This is a genomic window from Stutzerimonas sp. VN223-3, from assembly GCF_045999685.1.
Taxonomy (GTDB): domain Bacteria; phylum Pseudomonadota; class Gammaproteobacteria; order Pseudomonadales; family Pseudomonadaceae; genus Stutzerimonas; species Stutzerimonas stutzeri_AR.
In genome coordinates, this window is sequence record NZ_RBEC01000003.1 from 668640 (window position 1) to 687793 (window position 19154).

21 protein-coding genes are annotated in these 19154 nt (G+C 59.1%); 6 read left to right on the plus strand and 15 right to left on the minus strand.

Annotation, left to right across the window (positions count from 1 at the left end):
* Positions 1–27 precede the first annotated feature (27 nt).
* The 8 genes from D7241_RS19000 to ffh all read right to left on the minus strand — a co-directional run bounded on the left by D7241_RS19000 (position 28) and on the right by ffh (position 6280).
* Positions 28–525 (minus strand): GFA family protein, encoded by a 498-nt coding sequence (locus D7241_RS19000; RefSeq protein ID WP_255981379.1) that lies wholly within the window; start codon positions 523–525, stop codon positions 28–30.
* Between the two features lie 108 nt (positions 526–633).
* Positions 634–1359 carry a thioredoxin fold domain-containing protein gene (locus D7241_RS19005; RefSeq protein WP_408102829.1) on the minus strand — a complete coding sequence of 242 codons (726 nt, stop codon included), beginning with the start codon at positions 1357–1359 and terminating at the stop codon, positions 634–636.
* A 128-nt stretch (positions 1360–1487) separates the two neighbouring features.
* The gene (gene xerD / locus D7241_RS19010) at positions 1488–2384 is read right to left on the minus strand and encodes a site-specific tyrosine recombinase XerD (RefSeq protein WP_408102830.1); all 897 of its coding nucleotides are present in this window, start codon (positions 2382–2384) and stop codon (positions 1488–1490) included.
* A gap of 383 nt (positions 2385–2767) precedes the next feature.
* Complete coding sequence (rplS, locus tag D7241_RS19015; protein ID WP_021208319.1) at positions 2768–3118, minus strand: 50S ribosomal protein L19; 351 nt, start codon at positions 3116–3118, stop codon at positions 2768–2770.
* Between the two features lie 44 nt (positions 3119–3162).
* Positions 3163–3915: a tRNA (guanosine(37)-N1)-methyltransferase TrmD gene (trmD, locus tag D7241_RS19020; RefSeq protein ID WP_408102831.1), complete on the minus strand. Its 753-nt coding sequence runs from the start codon at positions 3913–3915 to the stop codon at positions 3163–3165.
* A 5-nt stretch (positions 3916–3920) separates the two neighbouring features.
* Entirely contained in the window at positions 3921–4457 is a 537-nt protein-coding gene (gene rimM / locus D7241_RS19025; protein WP_408102832.1) for a ribosome maturation factor RimM, read from the minus strand.
* Positions 4458–4462: 5 nt separating this feature from the next.
* On the minus strand, positions 4463–4714 hold the full coding sequence (gene rpsP / locus D7241_RS19030) for a 30S ribosomal protein S16 (RefSeq protein ID WP_021208322.1): 252 nt from the start codon (positions 4712–4714) through the stop codon (positions 4463–4465).
* A 186-nt stretch (positions 4715–4900) separates the two neighbouring features.
* Positions 4901–6280, minus strand: a complete 1380-nt coding sequence (ffh, locus tag D7241_RS19035) for a signal recognition particle protein (RefSeq protein ID WP_255981368.1) — start codon at positions 6278–6280, stop codon at positions 4901–4903.
* Positions 6281–6545: 265 nt separating this feature from the next.
* Here ffh and D7241_RS19040 point away from each other — a divergent pair, with 265 nt between their 5' ends.
* Positions 6546–7346: an inner membrane protein YpjD gene (locus tag D7241_RS19040; RefSeq protein WP_255981366.1), complete on the plus strand. Its 801-nt coding sequence runs from the start codon at positions 6546–6548 to the stop codon at positions 7344–7346.
* A 9-nt stretch (positions 7347–7355) separates the two neighbouring features.
* Positions 7356–8642, plus strand: coding sequence for an HlyC/CorC family transporter (locus D7241_RS19045; protein ID WP_408102833.1), 1287 nt, complete (start codon positions 7356–7358; stop codon positions 8640–8642).
* A gap of 25 nt (positions 8643–8667) precedes the next feature.
* Here the strand turns inward: D7241_RS19045 and purT are convergent, their stop codons facing one another.
* The 4 genes from purT to D7241_RS19065 are packed head-to-tail and all read right to left on the minus strand — an operon-like array spanning position 8668 to position 11237.
* Positions 8668–9849 (minus strand): formate-dependent phosphoribosylglycinamide formyltransferase, encoded by a 1182-nt coding sequence (purT, locus tag D7241_RS19050; protein ID WP_408102834.1) that lies wholly within the window; start codon positions 9847–9849, stop codon positions 8668–8670.
* Positions 9850–9907: 58 nt separating this feature from the next.
* Positions 9908–10099: a DUF1289 domain-containing protein gene (locus D7241_RS19055; protein ID WP_255981360.1), complete on the minus strand. Its 192-nt coding sequence runs from the start codon at positions 10097–10099 to the stop codon at positions 9908–9910.
* Complete coding sequence (locus tag D7241_RS19060; RefSeq protein ID WP_408102965.1) at positions 10096–10620, minus strand: gamma carbonic anhydrase family protein; 525 nt, start codon at positions 10618–10620, stop codon at positions 10096–10098. Before D7241_RS19060 ends, D7241_RS19055 begins: the two co-directional genes overlap by 4 nt.
* A gap of 2 nt (positions 10621–10622) precedes the next feature.
* Entirely contained in the window at positions 10623–11237 is a 615-nt protein-coding gene (locus D7241_RS19065) for a CoA pyrophosphatase (protein WP_255981358.1), read from the minus strand.
* A 228-nt stretch (positions 11238–11465) separates the two neighbouring features.
* Here D7241_RS19065 and D7241_RS19070 point away from each other — a divergent pair, with 228 nt between their 5' ends.
* From D7241_RS19070 to D7241_RS19085, 4 genes are all read left to right on the plus strand, one after another.
* A complete protein-coding gene (locus D7241_RS19070; protein ID WP_255981356.1) occupies positions 11466–12020 on the plus strand; it encodes an NUDIX hydrolase in 555 nt (184 codons plus the stop codon).
* A gap of 26 nt (positions 12021–12046) precedes the next feature.
* A complete protein-coding gene (locus tag D7241_RS19075) occupies positions 12047–12547 on the plus strand; it encodes a murein L,D-transpeptidase family protein (RefSeq protein WP_255981353.1) in 501 nt (166 codons plus the stop codon).
* A 117-nt stretch (positions 12548–12664) separates the two neighbouring features.
* A complete protein-coding gene (locus D7241_RS19080; protein ID WP_408102835.1) occupies positions 12665–13114 on the plus strand; it encodes a MarR family winged helix-turn-helix transcriptional regulator in 450 nt (149 codons plus the stop codon).
* Between the two features lie 138 nt (positions 13115–13252).
* Positions 13253–13681: an organic hydroperoxide resistance protein gene (locus D7241_RS19085; RefSeq protein WP_255981351.1), complete on the plus strand. Its 429-nt coding sequence runs from the start codon at positions 13253–13255 to the stop codon at positions 13679–13681.
* A gap of 70 nt (positions 13682–13751) precedes the next feature.
* Here D7241_RS19085 and D7241_RS19090 read toward each other — a convergent pair whose 3' ends face one another.
* The 3 genes from D7241_RS19090 to D7241_RS19100 form a co-directional block, all read right to left on the minus strand.
* Positions 13752–14069, minus strand: coding sequence for an NGG1p interacting factor NIF3 (locus D7241_RS19090; protein ID WP_408102836.1), 318 nt, complete (start codon positions 14067–14069; stop codon positions 13752–13754).
* 210 nt (positions 14070–14279) lie between these two features.
* The gene (gene purL / locus D7241_RS19095; protein WP_408102837.1) at positions 14280–18176 is read right to left on the minus strand and encodes a phosphoribosylformylglycinamidine synthase; all 3897 of its coding nucleotides are present in this window, start codon (positions 18174–18176) and stop codon (positions 14280–14282) included.
* Positions 18177–18373: 197 nt separating this feature from the next.
* A complete protein-coding gene (locus D7241_RS19100) occupies positions 18374–19150 on the minus strand; it encodes an amino acid ABC transporter ATP-binding protein (protein WP_255981345.1) in 777 nt (258 codons plus the stop codon).
* Positions 19151–19154 lie beyond the last annotated feature (4 nt).

Genomic DNA, 19154 nt, shown 5'->3' on the forward strand with positions numbered 1-19154 from the left:
TCGGCGGGATGCGGCCGCGCCTCGCCGCTACCCGGAATGGTCTCGCAGTCCCAGGCGCTGATGCCATTGTGCGAGCGACTCGTCCGGGTACTCATCGAAACAGCGATCGTCAGGGCCAATCTGCGGTTCGACCCATGAGGCTTTCGAAGCCAGCATCAGATGGGTCGACTCAGGAGGACTCGGCAAATCTGTATCGATAGCGGATGCGTGAGGGTGAACCAGATCCGGCCAGTTCGGATCCCACAACCAGAGCGCACTGCCACAATGCTTGCAGAAATGACGCTGGCCATCGCTGGTGGTGGTTGCGCCCGTTTGCGCATCAACCATTTTCGCCTGATAGATGCTCAGATGCTCGCGCCCTTCGACGGTCAACGTTCGATGATCACCACCCAAATTGATCGCATAGCCGCCCGCCCCAGCCGTCTTGCGGCAGATGGTGCAATAGCACCGCATGAATGGATAAGGTTCGGCCGACTCGAGCGAAAAACGCACGGCCTTGCAGTGACAGGAACCTTCGAGCTTCATCTTCGCGCCTCCTTGGTATGCCTTCAGGCTTTGAACGCGAGGGGCGGAACAGTTCAGGCAGCGTCAAACAGGAGGGCGTCTTTCAGACTGAAGGCGCCCTCCCCAGGATCACTTCGCCTTCAGCGCGAGCGCAGCAAGCTGTGGTGCAGGCTGGTAACCGGGGATGATCTGACCGTCAGCGAGAATGATTGCCGGGGTGCCTTGAACACCGAGCAACTGACCCAGCTCGTACTGCTCGGCCACGGGATTGTCGCAGCTGGCGGTAGACACTTCCTCGCGCGCCTTGGCCTTGTTCATCGCAGCCTGACGATCCTTGGCGCACCAAACGCTAGCCAGCGTATTGGCGCCGTGGCTACCCATACCCTGCCTTGGAAAAGCCATATAGCGAACCTCGACACCCAAACGATTCAGCTCAGGCACTTCACTGTGCAGCTTCTGGCAATAGCCGCAATCGGTATCGGTAAATACCGTGATATGTGTCTTCGGTTTCTCGGGGGCGAATACCACCATCTCGCTGGTAGGAATGGCCTCGATCGTCTTGGCAACCGAACGACTCTGGGCCTGCTCGGTCAGGTTGATCGCCTGACCGTCCTTGAATTGGAACATGTAACCCTGGATCAGAAACTGCCCGTCAGCGCTGGCGTAGAGTTGACGCCCGCCCTTAAGCTGCACCTGGTAAACGCCGTCCATGGGGCTTTCGGAAATCGCTTCGATCGGCATGTCAGGCTGAATGGAATGCAGCGAGTCACGGATCGCCTTGTCGGCGTCCGCAGCCAGGACAACGGAGCTGGCCAGACCGATGGTCGCGGCAGCAAAAAAACGAATCACGCGCATGGAATCTCCTGGCGACTTCGATCGAGGAAAGAGGCGCAGATTAACATAGGCACTGCCATCCGGCGCACGACGCCAGGGCTTCGCTCGCTGACTTGCGGCCTGCGACGCACCTTACCAGCGCTCATCGCTCAGCCACGCGGGTGGTGCTGCGCATGCAGGTCCTGCAGGCGCGCGCGAGCGATGTGTGTGTATATCTGGGTGGTGGATAAATCACTATGGCCGAGCAGCATCTGCACGGTGCGAAGATCAGCGCCGTGGTTGAGCAGATGCGTGGCGAACGCATGACGCAGCGTATGCGGTGAGATCGATACCGCTATCCCAGCGACCTTGGCGTGCAGTTTGATTCGATGCCAGAACGTCTGGCGCGTCATCTGGTCGCCACGCTGGCTGGGAAAGACCACATCGCTGACCTTACCGGCAAGGAGGTTCCCGCGAGCATCGCGCAGATAGCGCGTCAGCCAGTGCATAGCCTCCTCGCCCAGCGGCACCAAACGCTCTTTATTGCCCTTGCCGAAGGTACGCAGCACACCCTGGCGAGGATTGATCTGCTCCAGGCTGAGACTGACCAGCTCAGTCACACGCAGGCCAGACGCATAAAGAACTTCCAGCATCGCGCGATCGCGCATTCCCAGCGACTCGCCGATATCAGGAGCGGCCAACAGGGCCTCGACATCGGCCTCGGACAACGCCTTGGGCAGCGGACGCCCGAGCTGCGGCAGATCGACCCGTAGCGTAGGGTCAACCGAGATCGAACCTTCGCGCAGGAGGAACCGGTAGAAGCCACGCAACCCAGAAAGCAGCCGCGCAGTAGAGCGGGCCTTGTAGTTGCTAGCCAGACGCCAGGCGAGATGGTCCAGGATCATCTCGCGCCCTGCATCGACCAAGCGTAAGCCGCGCGCGTCGAGCCAGCCGTTAAACAATGCCAGGTCGCTGCGATAGGCCTCGCGCGTGTTATCCGATAATCCCTTCTCGAGCCAAAGGGCATCGAGGAAGCGGTCGATTACCGGGTCGTCAAGTGCGGGCATGATGGATTGTCGGCAGATGGAAGCGCGCTAGTGTTCCATAGGCCGCGTCAGTTCCGCCAGAATCAATCATCAACGTGCGGCAACTGTGCACGGGTCGATTATCGTCACCCCTGCAACGAAGCTGAAGCGGGCCTGATAGCGAGCTCGCGGCCGCCACACAGGCTTTGACATCCACCTTGAGACTGGTATTACCGACGCGAACCACGCGACGGCCAGTTCGACGATCGAACCCGCAGGAATCGACCACTGCCGTGCTATGAGCCTGTTTGTTTTCACGCCGCCACACCGGCAGCAATCATTAAGTTGCGATGCATTGCATTCAGCCGAAACTGAGCGCAAAAAAAAGCAGCCCGTAGGCTGCTTTTTCCACAAGAAAGCCTTCCTCAGGAAAGCTTTTCCTTGATGCGGGCTGCCTTGCCGGAAAGCGCGCGGAGGTAGTACAGCTTGGCTTTGCGAACATCACCACGGCGCTTGACGCTGAGGCTGTCGACCATCGGGCTGTAGTACTGGAAGGTACGCTCAACGCCAACGCCGTTAGAAATCTTACGAACGGTGAATGCGCTGTTCAGGCCGCGGTTACGCTTACCGATAACGACGCCTTCGAAGGCCTGCAGACGCTCACGCTCACCTTCCTTTACCTTCACCTGGACGACAACGGTGTCACCGGGGGCGAACGGAGGCAATTCTTTGGTCATCTGCTCGGCTTCGAGCGCCTGGATAATCTTGTTGGTCATGCTGTGTGCTCCTGAGACAAGCCGTCTGGCGTGCCATCGATACGTTAACTATCGTCCCGCTGATGGATGTATTCCTTCAGCAGCTTTTGTTCTTCCCCAGAAAGCGAGCGGCTATCCAGAAGATCAGCGCGGCGCTCCCAGGTCCTCCCGAGGGACTGCTGCAAGCGCCAGCGCCGGATGTGTTCATGATTGCCGCTGAGCAACACCTCAGGAACACGTTTATCCGCATACACTTCCGGTCGCGTGTAGTGCGGGCAGTCGAGTAGGCCGTCGGTAAACGAATCCTCCTCGGCAGAATCAGCATGGCCCAGGGCTCCAGGGAGCAACCGGGTCACTGCATCGATCAGCACCATCGCCGGCAACTCACCACCGGACAATACGTAGTCGCCGATCGACCATTCCTCGTCGACATGCGCTTCAATAAAGCGCTCGTCGATACCTTCGTAACGACCCGCGATGAGGATGAGTGCCTCCTCTTTCGCCAGGTCGCGGACATCAGCCTGTTTAAGCTGGCGCCCCTGTGGCGAGAGATAGATAACTTTCGCCTTGTCGCCTGCAGCTTCTCTGGCATCAGCAAGAGCAGCTTCCAGCGGCTTGATCTTCATCACCATGCCGGGACCTCCACCGAAAGGTCGATCATCCACCGTCTGGTGGCGATCTTCGGTATAAGCTCGCGGATTCCAACACTGTAGCCGGAGCAACCCCTGCTTCACCGCGCGACTGGTAATACCGTAGTCACGGATAGCAGCGAACATGTCCGGAAACAGACTGATCACTTCGACACGAAGACTGGGCATGTCGGTCAGAAATCCGCATCCCATTCAACATGCATCTCGCCTGCCCCCAGATCGACCTTCAAGACACAGGGGTCGGTATAAGGCAACAGACGTTCACGATCATCCAGGCTACCGTCGAACGGTTTGACCACCAGGACATCGTTGGCCCCTGTCTCCAGCAGATGGTCTACCCTACCGAGCACTTGCCCGAGCTGGTTGATGACCGTCAGGCCCTGAAGTTGGAACCAGTAATACTCGTCACCGGTCAAGGCAGGGAGTCCGCTTCGGGGTATGCAGATGTCGAAATCGGCGTAAGTACGTGCCTCTTCGCGATCACTCAACCCTTTCAGCGTAGCCACCAGGATCTTGCCCTGCAGGCGGCCCTTGACCAGCTCAACCTGCTTGACCTCCTCGCCTCGCCTCAGCGTCCAGCGACGATAGTCCAGCAGATTATCGATCGGATCGGTAAAGGAATAGACCTTTACGTCACCACGCACGCCATGCACCGAAACGATCTTGCCGATGACGATCAGGTCTTCGGCCGGGTCTGACGTTGCGTTCATGTGTTTCAGGCAGCAGCCTTGGCAGCTTCCTTCAGCAGCTGAGCAACGCGCTCAGACGGCTGTGCGCCCTGGCTCAGCCAATAAGTGGCACGCTCCTGATTTACAGAGAGCTTCACTTCCGCACCCGAGGCGACCGGATTGAAGAAACCGATACGCTCAACGAAGCGACCATCGCGCGGGTTGCGGCTGTTGGTCACGGTCAGGTGGTAGAAAGGGCGCTTCTTGGAGCCGCCACGGGCGAGACGAATAGTTACCATGTGAACATCGTTCCTGTAGTCGGTACAGCAAATCTGAATGCAGGGCCCAAGGCCCGAAAGGCCGCATATTCTAAGGATTATCCGGACTTTTGCAAATGGCTTTTTCAAAAACAACCACAGGCCTTGGCAGCAGGCCTATTCCACTTCGGCGGGCGCTTGGCGAAGAGCCGCCCGCAACGCGAGGAATCAGAATTTGGGCATCCCGCCGCCACCCGGGAGCATGCCGCCCATGCCGCGCATCATCTTCGCCATGCCGCCTTTGCCGCTGACCTTTTTCATCATCTTCTGCATCTGTTTATGTTGCTTGATAAGCCGGCCGATATCCTGCACCTGTGTGCCAGACCCCATGGCTATGCGACGCTTGCGGGAACCGCTGATGATGTCCGGATTGCGCCGCTCGACGGGCGTCATCGAGTTGATGATCGCTTCCATCTGTTTGAACTGTTTCTCAGCTGCTCCTTGCGCGCTGCCCATCTGCGACAGATTCATGCCTCCGATCGCAGGCAGCTTGTCCATCAACCCACCAAGACCGCCCATGTTCTTCATTTGCTGAAGCTGATCGCGGAAGTCCTCGAGATCGAAGCCTTTACCCTTTTTTAGTTTCTTGGTGAGCTTCTCAGCTTTTTCCCGGTCCAGGGTTTGCTCGGCCTGCTCGATCAAGCTGAGGACGTCGCCCATGCCAAGAATGCGCGAGGCAATCCGATCCGGGTGGAAGGGTTCGAGCGCGTCGCTCTTTTCGCCCATGCCGAGGAACTTGATCGGCTTGCCGGTAATATGCCGCACTGACAAGGCCGCACCACCGCGCGCATCACCGTCAACCTTGGTAAGCACCACGCCAGTCAGCGGCAGCGCCTCCCCGAAAGCTTTCGCGGTGTTGGCGGCGTCCTGACCAGTCATGGCATCAACCACGAACAGTGTCTCGGCCGGATTGATCGCCGCGTGAACGGCCTGGATCTCCGCCATCATCTCGGCATCAATGGCCAGGCGCCCGGCGGTATCGACCAGTACCACATCTATATATTTGAGTTTGGCTTCGCGAATTGCCGCCTGAGCGATCTCGACCGGTTTCTGGCTGATATCCGAGGGGAAGAAGGTCACTCCCACTTCCGCAGCCAGCGTTTCCAGCTGTTTGATTGCCGCCGGGCGATAAACGTCCGCAGAAACCACCAACACCGATTTCTTCTTGCGCTCCCTAAGGAAGCGCGCCAGCTTTCCAACCGTTGTGGTCTTGCCCGCACCCTGCAGGCCGGCCATCAATACCACGGCCGGCGGCACCACGCTCAAGGCAAGGTCTTCGTTTGCCGCGCCCATTAGCTCTTCCAGCTCGGCGCGAACGATTTTCACGAAAGCCTGACCAGGTGTCAGGCTCTTGGAAACCTCCGTACCGACGGCCCGATCCTTGACCTTGGCGACGAAATCCTTGACCACTGGCAGCGCGACGTCCGCTTCGAGCAGCGCCATGCGCACTTCACGCAGGGTGTCTTTGACGTTGTCTTCGGTCAGCTTGGCCTTGCCTGTGACGTGGCGAAGCGTTTGCGAGAGGCGATCGGTTAGGTTTTCAAACATGTGCCGTTTCCACGCTGGATGTGGTTAAGGCACCGATTATAGAAGCTGCGACCCCTATGCCGGTACCCCGCATCAATGCTTTTGATCGTGACTGCCGAACCAACTCCGGTTAAATGCACCGCAAGGCGTCGGCGACACGCAAGGAGCCCTACCGATCCGGCAACAACAATCAATAAACAACGGCAGCCAACCCCTGCATTCGCACGCTTTTGCACGCCAGGTGTTTGTGCCACACTCAGCGCCTTTCAAGCCTGTTAACGGACCTATGCACCCTTTGCTACCGAGCCTGGCTGCTGCCTGTCTTTACGCTGGCGTCACCGGATATCAAGGCCTGCGCCTGGCACAACGTACCGTGCCGGATAAACGTCTGCTTCTCGCATTAGGCGCACTGGCGCTGATTGCGCACGGAGTGAGTCTGTTTATTCAACTGCTCTCGCCGAGCGGCCTGCATCTGGATTTCTTTACTGCATCGAGCCTGATAGCCGCGGCAGTGATCCTTTTGATCCTGCTCGCGCTGTATCGAATGCCGGTCGAGAATCTGCTGCTATTGCTTTTCCCACTGGGCTGCCTGACAGTACTTTTCGCCCAGTTCGCCCCGTCCGGCACTGTGCCCGCCATCAGCGAGCAGCCGGGAATTCTGGCTCACATCCTGTTTTCCATCCTTGCCTATGGGATGCTCACGATTGCGGTATTTCAATCGCTGCTTCTTTTATTGCAGGACCACCATCTCAGGCACAAGCACCCGTCCGGCCTGATCAAGAATTTCCCGCCTTTGCAGACCATGGAAAGCCTGCTGTTCGGCTTCCTGCTGGCCGGCTGGCTGCTGCTTTCGGCCTCGCTGATCTCCGGCTGGCTGTTTCTCGACAACCTGTTCGCCCAGCATCTGGTGCACAAGACGTTGCTATCGGTCATTGCCTGGGTAGTCTTCGGCCTGCTGCTGTGGGGGCGCCACCAGCTTGGCTGGCGCGGCTACAAGGCCATCCGCTGGACGCTTGCGGGCTTCTGCCTGCTGATGCTGGCCTACTTCGGCAGCAAGCTGGTCCGCGAATTCATCCTGCATATCTAAGGCAACCAAGTGGAAAATCTACACCCCGGCTTTTTGGTCGGTTTGCTGGTCTTCCTGCTTCTGTGCTCGGCGTTCTTCTCCAGCTCCGAAACCGGAATGCTCAGCCTCAACCGCTACCGTCTTCGCCACCAGGCCAAAGAAGGTCACCGCGGAGCCAAACGAGCCATCGACCTGCTTTCCAGGCCTGATCGCCTGCTCGGCACCATTCTGGTAGGTAACAATTTCGTCAATATTCTCGCCTCGTCGATCGCGACGGTCCTGGCGATGCAGCTTTGGGGCGAGGCAGGGATCGCCATTGCTACGATTGGCCTGACGATCATCTTGCTAATCTTCGGTGAGATAACACCCAAGACGCTGGCGGCACTGCGCCCCGAGGCGATCGCCTATCCGGTCAGCCTGCCGTTACTGGTGCTGCAGAAGGTGATGTACCCGCTGGTCGCACTGCTCGGCTGGATTAGTAACGGGCTACTCAAGCTGCTCGGCGTGGATCCGTCAAAGAAGGGCACCGACAGCTTGTCCACCGAAGAGTTGCGCAGCGTGGTTCGCGAATCCGGCAGCGATCTGCCGCTGAATCGACAGAGCATGCTGCTCGGCATTCTCGATCTGGAGCGGGTGACCGTCGACGACATCATGATCCCGCGCAATGAGGTCACCGGCATCGATCTCGAGGACGACCTGGAAACCATAGTGACCCAGTTGCGCACTACGCCGCATACCCGCCTTCCGGTGTTTCGCAAGGATATCAACCAGATCGAAGGCATCGTGCACATGCGCCAAATAGCGCGCCTGCTCAGCCACGATCAATTGACACGGGAAAACCTGCTGGAAGCCTGCAACGAGCCTTACTTCGTACCCGAAAGCACGCCTTTGTCGACACAACTGCTGAATTTCCAGAAGCAGAAACGCCGCATCGGCATCGTCGTCGACGAATACGGCGATGTGCTCGGTATCGTCACACTGGAAGACATACTTGAAGAGATCGTCGGCGAGTTCAGCAATCAGGACGCCTTGCGCAGTCCAGACATACACCCGCAGGAGGACGGTACCCAGGTGATCGATGGCGCCGCCTACCTGCGTGAAGTGAACCGCGCACTCGGCTGGCAGCTGCCCTGCGACGGCCCCAAGACCCTCAATGGATTGATAACAGAGGCACTGGAGCACATTCCAGACAGCGGTATTTGCCTGCAGATCAACCAGTACCGCCTGGAGATTCTGCAGGCGGCCGACAACCGCGTAAAAAGCGTGCGCGCCTGGGTCATCGAGAGCACCCCAGCACCATCGAACGACGCGCAATAGCCGCGCCACTCAGACCCGCTTATATCTAAAATTGCGTATCGATCGCCGACGCGGCTCGCAGCGCCTTGGCGCGCGCCGCCTCAATCGACTCATCACGGGCCAAGGCGACACCCATTCGCCGCTGCCCACTGACACCCGGCTTGCCGAACAGCCGCAACGAGGTATCCGGCTCGGCCATGGCCGCTGCCAGATTACCGAAGCTCACTTGTGCGGATTCGCCTTCCACCAGTACCACGGCCGAAGCGGACGGGCCGAACTGCCGAATTGCCGGGATTGGCAAACCGAGAATCGCCCGCGCATGCAAGGCGAACTCGGACAGATCCTGAGAGATCAGCGTCACTAGACCGGTATCGTGTGGCCGTGGCGAAACCTCGCAGAACCACACCTGATCATCTTTAACGAACAGTTCGACACCGAAGATGCCGCGTCCGTCCAGAGCACCGGTTACGGCCAGAGCAATCCGCTCGGCCTCGGCCATCGCGCCGGAAGTCATCGGCTGCGGCTGCCAGGACTCCTGATAATCACCTTTCTCCTGACGATGCCCGACGGGCTGGCAGAACGTGGTTCCGCCCGCATGACGGACGGTCAGCAGAGTGATTTCATAATCGAAATCGATGAACCCCTCGACGATCACTCGCCCCTTCCCAGCGCGGCCTCCAGCTTGGGCGTACTCCCAGGCGCGTGCAATATCGGCTTCGCTGCGAAGAACCGACTGGCCCTTGCCGGATGAACTCATGACGGGCTTGATCAGGCACGGAAAGCCAAGGACTGAAACGGCCGCAAGACATTCGTCCAGCGAGTCCGCGAAACGATAAGGCGATGTGGGAAGCCCAAGCTCTTCGGCAGCCAGCCGGCGTATGCCTTCACGATTCATGGTCAGCTGTGCGGCCCTTGCGGTCGGGATTACCGTATAACCTTCGCCCTCCAATTCGACCAGCGTCGCGGTAGCAATCGCTTCGATTTCCGGCACGATGAAATGCGGCCGTTCCTGCTCGATGATCGTCCGCAGCGCCGCGCCATCGAGCATGTCGATCACATGATGACGGTGGGCGACCTGCATGGCTGGTGCATTGGCGTAACGGTCCACCGCAATGACTTCGACGCCTAGACGTTGAAGCTCGATGACCAGCTCTTTGCCAAGCTCACCGGAACCACAGAGCAGCACGCGAGTAGCGCTGGCAGACAGCGGAGTGCCTATTCGGGGCATGGTATTCCTCGTTATTTGACCGTATTCAAAGCCGCAGACGATGCGTTGCGCATCGGCGTTAGAGCAGCAGACCACTCGCCCGCGCTCGCTCGTGGCAGCGCTGCAGCACGTCGCGCCGCTCGGCATTGTCCATGCGACTCCAGCGGAGGATCTCGTCTACACTGCGCTGGCAGCCGGTGCAGATATCATCTTCATCCAATGCGCAGATACTTACGCAAGGAGAGGCGACAGGCTTTTCCTGAGCGCTCAATCGTCTTGTTCCGACAGATCACGGGCGTAACGCTGGGCGTTGTGCACGTAATGCGCAGCGCTGGCTTCGAGCATCTTCTTCTGCTGCTCGGTCAGCTCGCGAACCACCTTGCCCGGCGAGCCTACAACCAGTGAGCCATCAGGGATTTCCTTGCCTTCGGCGATCAGCGCGTTTGCGCCGATGATGCAGTACTTGCCGATCTTCGCCCCGTTGAGAATCACCGCATTGATACCGACAAGGCTGTAGTCGCCTACGGTGCAACCGTGCAGCATCGCGTTATGACCAACAGTAACGCCAGTGCCGAGCGTTAGCGGGTGACCCATATCGGTATGCATGACGCTCCCGTCCTGCACATTGCTGTTCTCACCGATATGGATCAGCTCATTGTCGCCACGCAGCACGGCGCCAAACCAGACGCTGGCACCGGCATCCAGGCGAATCTTGCCGACCAATGTGGCGTTCGGGGCCACCCAGCTTTGTGAATGGGCTTCAACGCGGGAATCACCCAGACGATATTTCACGGTCATGACCTCTTCTGGCTAAGATCGACAAAGGAAGCGGGAGGTTGGCGCAGCTCGATTCCGGCGTCGTACACCAGGTTTACCAGCTCGACGATCATGATGGCCGTCAGCCCCCAGATTTTGTATTCGCCATAACGGTAAGACGGGACGTACCAGGCGCCGCCCTGATAATCAATTCGGTGGGTGACCTCGCGCTGCCCCTGACAGAAGAAATCCAAGGGTACGGAAAAGACCGAGGCTATTTCGGCATCATTCGCACGATACTCGACGTAGTCCGGCACGATCCCGACGTAAGGGGTGACATGAATGCCATGGCGGGACACAAGGCTACTGAGAGGCCCGATGATTTCCACGATCCCCGGTGCCAGACCAACCTCCTCCTCAGCCTCGCGCAGGGCTGTGTCGATCAGGTCGCGGTCTTCCGGATCACGGCGACCGCCCGGAAACGCCACCTCCCCGCCGTGTGTGGATAAACCACTGGCACGAAGAGTCAACACCAGCTCCGGCGAGTCACCACGGGTAATCGGCATCAATACCGCCGCCTCGGGCATCCGGGCTTCCGGCTCCAGAAGATGCGGGGAGTAGTCGCGCACCCGTTGGAGAATCTTGTCCAGCATGAAACTTCTCTTTCTGTCTTTGACTGGCATCATGGCATGAATCGCCGAGGCGCCCAAGACGGGCAAAGCTAAAACCCGGCGCATGCATCTTCAACGGAGACGGCCCGCGCCTGTATCAGCCATCGCCCGCCATGGAAAACTTTTTGTCCCGACGTCGCTCTCAGCACTAACCTGTCATCGGGTCAAAATGCAGGTAGAGCGATCGGCCCATCATACGAAGGAATCGCGATGAAATTCTGCAGCCAATGCGGTGGCTCGATACTGGAATTGATCCCCGAAGGCGACAACAGAGCCCGTTTTGTCTGTGAATCATGCAATACGATCCACTACCAAAATCCGCGGATCGTCGCCGGTTGCTTGCCCGTCTGGGAAGACCATGTGCTGCTCTGCCGACGCGCAATCGAGCCACGACGCGGATACTGGACATTGCCGGCTGGCTTCATGGAAAACGGCGAGACCGTACAACAAGCAGCGGAGCGAGAGACGCTGGAAGAAGCCTGCGCCAAGGTCACGGACCTGCAGCTCTATACCGTGTTCGATCTGCCGTATATCAACCAGGTCTACATGTTCTTTCGCGCCGAGCTGGTCGATGAGCAATTCTGCGCCGGCATCGAGAGCCTTGAGGTCAAGCTTTTTCGGCAGACCGAAATCCCTTGGTCGGCACTCGCTTTTCCGACCGTAGGCCGTACCCTAGAATACTTCTTCGCCGACCGGGTGCAGCAGACCTTCCCGGTGCGCAACGAAGCCATCGAAGCAATGCGGGTGGCGCGTAAACAGGTTTGATGCTGTAAGGATTCAGGAAAGCTCCAATGCGCTGGCTGTTAGCGATTTTCTGCTTCACATTTGCCGCCCTATCCCATGCCACCTCAGCGCCAACGTTCGATGAGTCCTTCATCGACAAGGTTCTGGTAGTCAAATCCGAGCGCAAGCTGCACCTGATCAGCCGAGGCGTCACGATGAAGAGCTATCGCGTCTCGCTGGGTAAGCAGCCGGGGCCCAAGCAGCGCGAAGGCGATCAACGCACGCCCGAGGGGCTCTATTGGATCGATTGGCGCAAGAGCTCGGACAAATACAACCTGGCGATGCACATCTCCTACCCGAACGCTAAAGATCTCACCCGAGCCAGCAGTGAAGGCTTACGACCAGGCAGCATGATCATGCTCCACGGCACCCCCCTCGATGAAGAGTATCCGGAATGGTTCTTCCATACCCTCGACTGGACCGAAGGCTGCATCGCACTGAAGAACGACGACATGCGCGAGATCTGGAATCTGGTACAGGACGGTACTTTGATTGAGATTCGGCCCTAGTGCCAATTAGTCAATCGACTACCAACTAACCGCACAGGCCACTAGCCAGTAAACCGAGCTTGGCAGGAAGCAAAGACACGCGTTAACGTGAACCCACTTTCTACCACTCGGTCAGCCATGACGACGACTTTCTCCGATGAGCAATTGCAGCTGGATAATCAGCTGTGCTTTGCGCTCTATTCCGCCTCGCTGCAAATGACCAAGACCTACAAACCGTTGCTGCAGAGCATCGGCCTGACGTATCCGCAGTATCTGGCGATGCTCGTATTGTGGGAGCGCGATGGCCTGACCGTCAGTGAAATCAGCGCCCGCTTGCTGACCGAGCCCGGCTCGCTGACGCCGCTGCTTAAGCGCCTGGAAGCTGAAGGACTGATCAGCCGGACCCGCAGCAATACTGATGAACGCGTGGTCGAACTTCACCTTACCGATGCCGGGCGTGCCCTCAAGCAGCGCGCCAAAGATTTTCCTTCCTGCATGGTTGAGTGCACCGGCCAATCGCCCGAAGCGCTTCTGGCCCTGCGCAACCAGCTCGTCTCCCTTCGCAGCGCCTTGCTAAAAACAACCTGATCGCGAGCGGACAGCGTCCACAACCTGCACGTTTCTCAGAAGGCAAATGGCATTTGTCATGCGGCCTTGGATTTAACTTGCGCGATAAATATTATCGCGATAAGTTAATTGCCCAATACTCAATGAAGGAAGTGAACCATGCAAACCATCGAGGCTCTTTATACCGCTACTGCAACTGCTACCGGAGGCCGTGACGGACGTGCTGTATCTTCCGACGGGCTGCTAGACGTAAAGCTTTCAACCCCTCGTGAACTGGGCGGCCAGGGCGGCGATGGCACCAATCCTGAGCAACTGTTTGCCGCGGGATATTCGGCATGCTTTATCGGCGCGCTCAAGTTCACCGCCAGCCAGCTGAAGCAACAGTTGCCCGCCGATACTGCGGTCAACGGCAAGGTTGGCATCGGCCAGATTCCCGGTGGGTTTGGGCTCGAAGTTGAGCTGAATGTCAGTCTGCCTGGCCTGGACCAGGCAACCGCCGAACAGCTCACCGAAGCCGCACACAAGGTATGTCCTTATTCCAATGCCACTCGCGGGAATATCGAAGTGCGCCTGAACGTCAGCGTTTGATCTTGCACTCGTCGGCACAATGAAAAACCCCGAGTCGCGGCGGCGGCGCGGGGTTTTCGCTCAACATCAATCAGAATTGCATGTCAGAGAGCCGCCACACCTCGAAAGCAGGCGTCTCGTACGGATGCGCTCGCTTGAGCGCCTTGACGCTGTCGTGAATCAGCTCGTCAGCCACCACCAATTCGACCTTCCATTCCGATACCGACTGTAACTGGCCGTGCTGGCCGAGAAACGGCTGACTGCCTTCGAGCGGCCGATACTGTCCGTGCCCAAGAACCTGCCAGCAACAGCTGTCATATGCACCGATACGTCCGGCGCCCGCTGTAAAAACCGCCTTCTTAACTGCGTCCAGATGACTTTCCGGAACATAGAAACACAGCTTGTACATCAACATCTCCGAAAAGAACTATCAGCGGAGCAACTCCCCGCGAATAGCAAACAGCTTGCAATGGCCGGACCGGCTTCTTCGGCCGGCCTATCTACATCAGACGCAGCCCTAAGTGCTTGGTTCAGCCGCTACGCTGGACCCGGATCACAGTTAAGAAAAAAGCCCGGAGCGCCTGCACGCTTCCGAGCTTTCCTTCTTCCAGATACCGGGTCAGTCGACCCAGACCCGAGCATTGCGGAACATGCGCATCCAGCCACCATCTTCGCGCCATTCATCCGGGCGCCAGGAGTTGGTCACCGCGCGGAAGACGCGCTCCGGGTGCGGCATCATGATGGTTACACGACCGTCGCGGGTGGTGAGACCTGTAATGCCGCGCGGCGAACCGCCCGGGTTGGCCGGATAACGTTCGGTGACCTTGCCGTAATTATCGATATAACGCAGCGCCACGGTGCCGGATAGATCGGCTTCGAGTAACGCCTCTTCGCTCTCGAACTCCGCGTGCCCTTCCCCATGCGCAATGGCGATGGGCAGACGCGAGCCGGCCATACCCTGAAGAAAGATCGATGGCGAATCCTGCACCTGAACCATGGCTACGCGCGCCTCGAACTGCTCGGAACGGTTACGCACGAAGTGCGGCCAGGACTCGCTGCCAGGTACCAGTTCATGCAAGTTCGAAAGCATCTGACAGCCGTTGCAAACGCCCAGCGCGAAGCTGTCCTTGCGCTCGAAGAAGGCGCTGAAGTCTTCACGGGCGCGGCCATTGAACAGAATCGACTTGGCCCAACCTTCACCTGCGCCGAGCACGTCGCCATAGGAGAAGCCACCACAGGCAACCAGCCCCTTGAACCGATCGAGACTGATGCGCCCCGACAGGATGTCGCTCATGTGCACGTCGACGGCAGCGAAACCAGCGCGGTCGAACGCAGCAGCCATTTCGGTCTGACCGTTGACGCCCTGCTCGCGCAGAATCGCTACCTCGGGCCTTACGCCACGCTTGATATACGGCGCCGCGATATTCTCGTTGACGTCAAACCCTAGATTCACGCTGAGGCCCGGGTTGTCTTCCTCGAGCAGCGCATCGAATTCCTGATCGGCACAATCGACATTGTCACGCAGACGCTGGATCTGGTAGCTGGTTTCGGACCACTGACGCTGTAGCAAACGACGGTCGCCGCTAAACACGTCGGCGCCGTCGAACTTGATCGCCACGTGGCCGTTGTTGATCGGCTGACCGACCACGGCGACGCAGTCAGCCAGACCGGCGGCGCTGAACTGCGCCAGAACCACTTCGGTGTCGCCCTGGCGGACCTGAATCAGTGCGCCCAATTCCTCGTTGAACAGCACAGCGGAAATTTCCGCGGTGCTCTCTACCAGAGCATCAAGGCTGAGGTTGAGGCCGCAGTGACCAGCAAACGCCATCTCCAGCGCGGTGGTCAGCAGACCGCCATCGGAACGGTCGTGATAGGCCAGCAGCAAACCATCGGCATTCAGACCTTGAATGACCGCAAAGAACGCCTGCAGGTCTTCGGCGTCGTCCACATCCGGCGCCTGGCGACCGATCTGTCCGTAAACCTGAGCCAGGATCGAACCACCCATACGGTTCTGGCCGCGACCGAGATCCACAAGAATCAGGTCGGTCTCGCCCTTGTCCAGCCGCAGCTGCGGCGTCAGGGTCTCGCGAATATCGGCCACTGGGGCAAAGCCGGACACGACCAGCGACAACGGCGACGTCACGCTCTTCTCGACGTCCTCGTCGGTCCAGCGGGTCTTCATCGACATCGAGTCCTTGCCCACCGGGATGGTGATGCCCAACTCCGGGCACAGCTCCATACCGACGGCCTTGACCGTGTCGTACAGGCGCGCGTCTTCGCCTGGGTGGCCAGCAGCAGCCATCCAGTTGGCAGACAGTTTGATGTCAGAAATCTTCTCGATACGTGCGGCAGCAAGGTTCGTCAGCGTCTCGCCGATCGCCATGCGTCCCGAGGCGGGGGCATCGAGCAACGCCAGCGGCGTGCGCTCGCCCATGGCCATCGCTTCGCCGGTGTAGACGTCATAACTGGTAGCGGTCACCGCGCAATCGGCCACCGGAACCTGCCACGGACCGACCATCTGATCGCGGGCAACCATGCCGGTGATGCTGCGATCGCCGATGGTGATCAAAAAGCTTTTGCTGGCTACCGCCGGATGATGCAGGACACGAGTGACCGCCTCGCCCAGATCGACCTGATCTGCAACGAAGTCATCGCCCAGCTCGGCTTCGCGGACGGCACTGCGGTGCATGCGCGGCGCCTTGCCGAGCAGCACGTTGAGCGGCATGTCGACTGGATTATTTCCGAAATGACTGTCGGAAACAGTCAGGTGCGGCTCAGCGGTCGCCTCGCCAACAACCGCGAAGGGGCAGCGCTCGCGCTTGCAGATCGCCTCGAAACGTTCGAGATCGGCGGCATCCACCGAGAGCACGTAGCGCTCCTGGGACTCGTTACACCAGATCTCCAGCGGTGCCATGCCCGGCTCGTCGTTAGGGACGTTGCGCAGCTCGAAGCGGCCACCGCGACCGCCATCGTTGACCAGCTCCGGGAAAGCATTGGATAGGCCACCCGCACCGACGTCATGGATGAACTTGATCGGATTGTTTTCGCCCAGCTGCCAGCAGCGGTCGATGACTTCCTGGCAGCGGCGCTCCATCTCGGGGTTGTCACGCTGCACCGAGGCGAAATCCAAATCCGCTGAGCTGCTGCCGGTGGCCATGGACGATGCCGCGCCGCCACCAAGACCGATCAGCATTGCCGGGCCGCCCAATACGATCAGCTTGCCGCCAACCGATATTTCAGCCTTCTGCACATGATCTTCACGAATGTTGCCCATGCCGCCAGCAAGCATGATCGGCTTGTGGTAGCCGCGCACTTCGGCGCCATGCGGCGTGTCGATGGTCTGCTCGAAGGTACGGAAATAACCGTTTAGCGCCGGCCGACCGAATTCGTTATTGAAGGCCGCACCGCCCAGTGGGCCTTCAATCATGATGTCGAGCGGCGTAACGATGCGCTCAGGCTTGCCGTAAGGCACTTCCCAAGGTTGCTCGAAGCCGGGGATATTCAGGTTGGAAACAGTGAAACCAGTAAGGCCGGCCTTGGGCTTGGCGCCACGGCCGGTTGCACCCTCGTCGCGGATCTCGCCGCCGGAACCGGTAGCTGCGCCGGGGAACGGCGCAATGGCCGTAGGATGGTTGTGGGTTTCGACCTTCATCAGGATGTGCACGGGTTCCTGATTCGCCGCGTATTCACCGGTTTCAGCGTTCGGGTAAAAGCGCCCCGCCACATTGCCGACAATCACCGCAGCGTTGTCCTTATAAGCGGACAACACGCCTTCACCGTGCAGCTGGAACGTGTTCTTGATCATGCCGAACAGGGACTTTTCCTGGCTCTCACCATCGATATCCCAGCTGGCGTTGAAAATCTTGTGACGGCAATGTTCGGAATTGGCCTGAGCGAACATCATCAATTCGATGTCGTGCGGGTTACGCCCCAAAGTGGTGAAGCTGTCCACCAGATACTCGATTTCATCGTCCGCCAGTGCCAGGCCTAGCTCAACGTTGGCTTTCTCCAGCGCAGCGCGACCGCCAGCCAGCACATCGACGGCGCTGAGCGGCTTGGGCTGGGCATGGCTGAACAGGTTCGCCGCGTCCTCGAACTGCTCGAGCACCAATTGAGTCATGCGGTCATGCAGAACCGCGGAGATTTGCGCTGCTTCAGCCTCGGAAAAGCTTCCCGCGACGTGATAGGCGATGCCCCGCTCGAGCCGCTGGATCTTGTCCAGGCCGCAGTTACGGGCAATATCGCTGGCCTTGCTCGACCATGGAGAAATGGTGCCGAAGCGCGGCACGACCAGGAACAGGCGACCGGCTGGCTCCTCAACCGGGACGCTTGGACCGTACTTCAGCAGTCGAGCCAATACTTGCTGCTCATCCGCGCCAAGCGCGCCGGATACTTCGGCGAAATGAGCAAACTCGGCGTACAGCCCGCTGACAGCGGGGACCTTCTCGGTCAATTGTGCCAGGAGCTTACCGTGACGGAAGGCGGAAAGAGCGGGAGCGCCGCGCAGGATCAACATCGTCGGAACAGCCTCGGAGGGGAGCAGTCGGGGGCGCGTATTCTAGCTCATGACGGAGGGCAAGGGGCAGCTGGAAGCTGAAGCGATTCAGGTAACAGCTGGCGCGAAACGTCCGCCCCGCACCGTAGCCCTGCCGGTGGGCTGAAGCGGAGCGCCGCCCGGCCCACCCTATGCCCTGAAGCCTGTGGCCTGCCGCCCTAATGCAGTATCTGACTCAAAAACAGCTTGGTCCGCTCGTTGTTCGGATTGGTGAAGAAGGTCTCTGGGTCGGCTTCCTCTACGATCTCACCCTTGTCCATGAAGATCACTCGATCGGCGACGGTACGGGCGAAGCCCATTTCGTGGGTCACGCAAAGCATGGTCATGCCGCTTTCGGCGAGGCCGACCATGGTGTCCAGCACTTCCTTGACCATTTCCGGGTCCAGCGCCGAGGTGGGCTCGTCGAACAGCATGATTTTCGGCTTCATGCACAGCGCACGAGCAATCGCGACACGCTGCTGCTGACCACCCGAGAGCTGCCCCGGATACTTATCGGCTTGTTCCGGTATGCGCACACGCTCCAGATAGTGCATGGCAATTTCCTCAGCCTGACGCCGCGGCAGCTTGCGCACCCACATCGGTGCCAGGGTGCAGTTCTGTAGCACGGTGAGATGCGGGAATAAGTTGAAATGCTGGAAGACCATGCCGACTTCGCTGCGGATCGCCTCGATCTGCTTGAGGTCGTTGGTCAACTCGACACCGTTGATTACGATGCGGCCTTGCTGATGCTCTTCAAGCCGATTGAGGCATCGAATGGTGGTGGACTTGCCTGAGCCGGATGGCCCGCATAGCACGATGCGCTCGCCCTGGGTGACATTCAGGTTGATGTCCTTGAGCACGTGAAACTGCCCGAACCATTTATGCACACCGTGCATCTGGATGACCGGCTCGCCGGCCCGTTCAGGCTGTTTGGGTTGCAGAGATGTATCGTTCATGTGC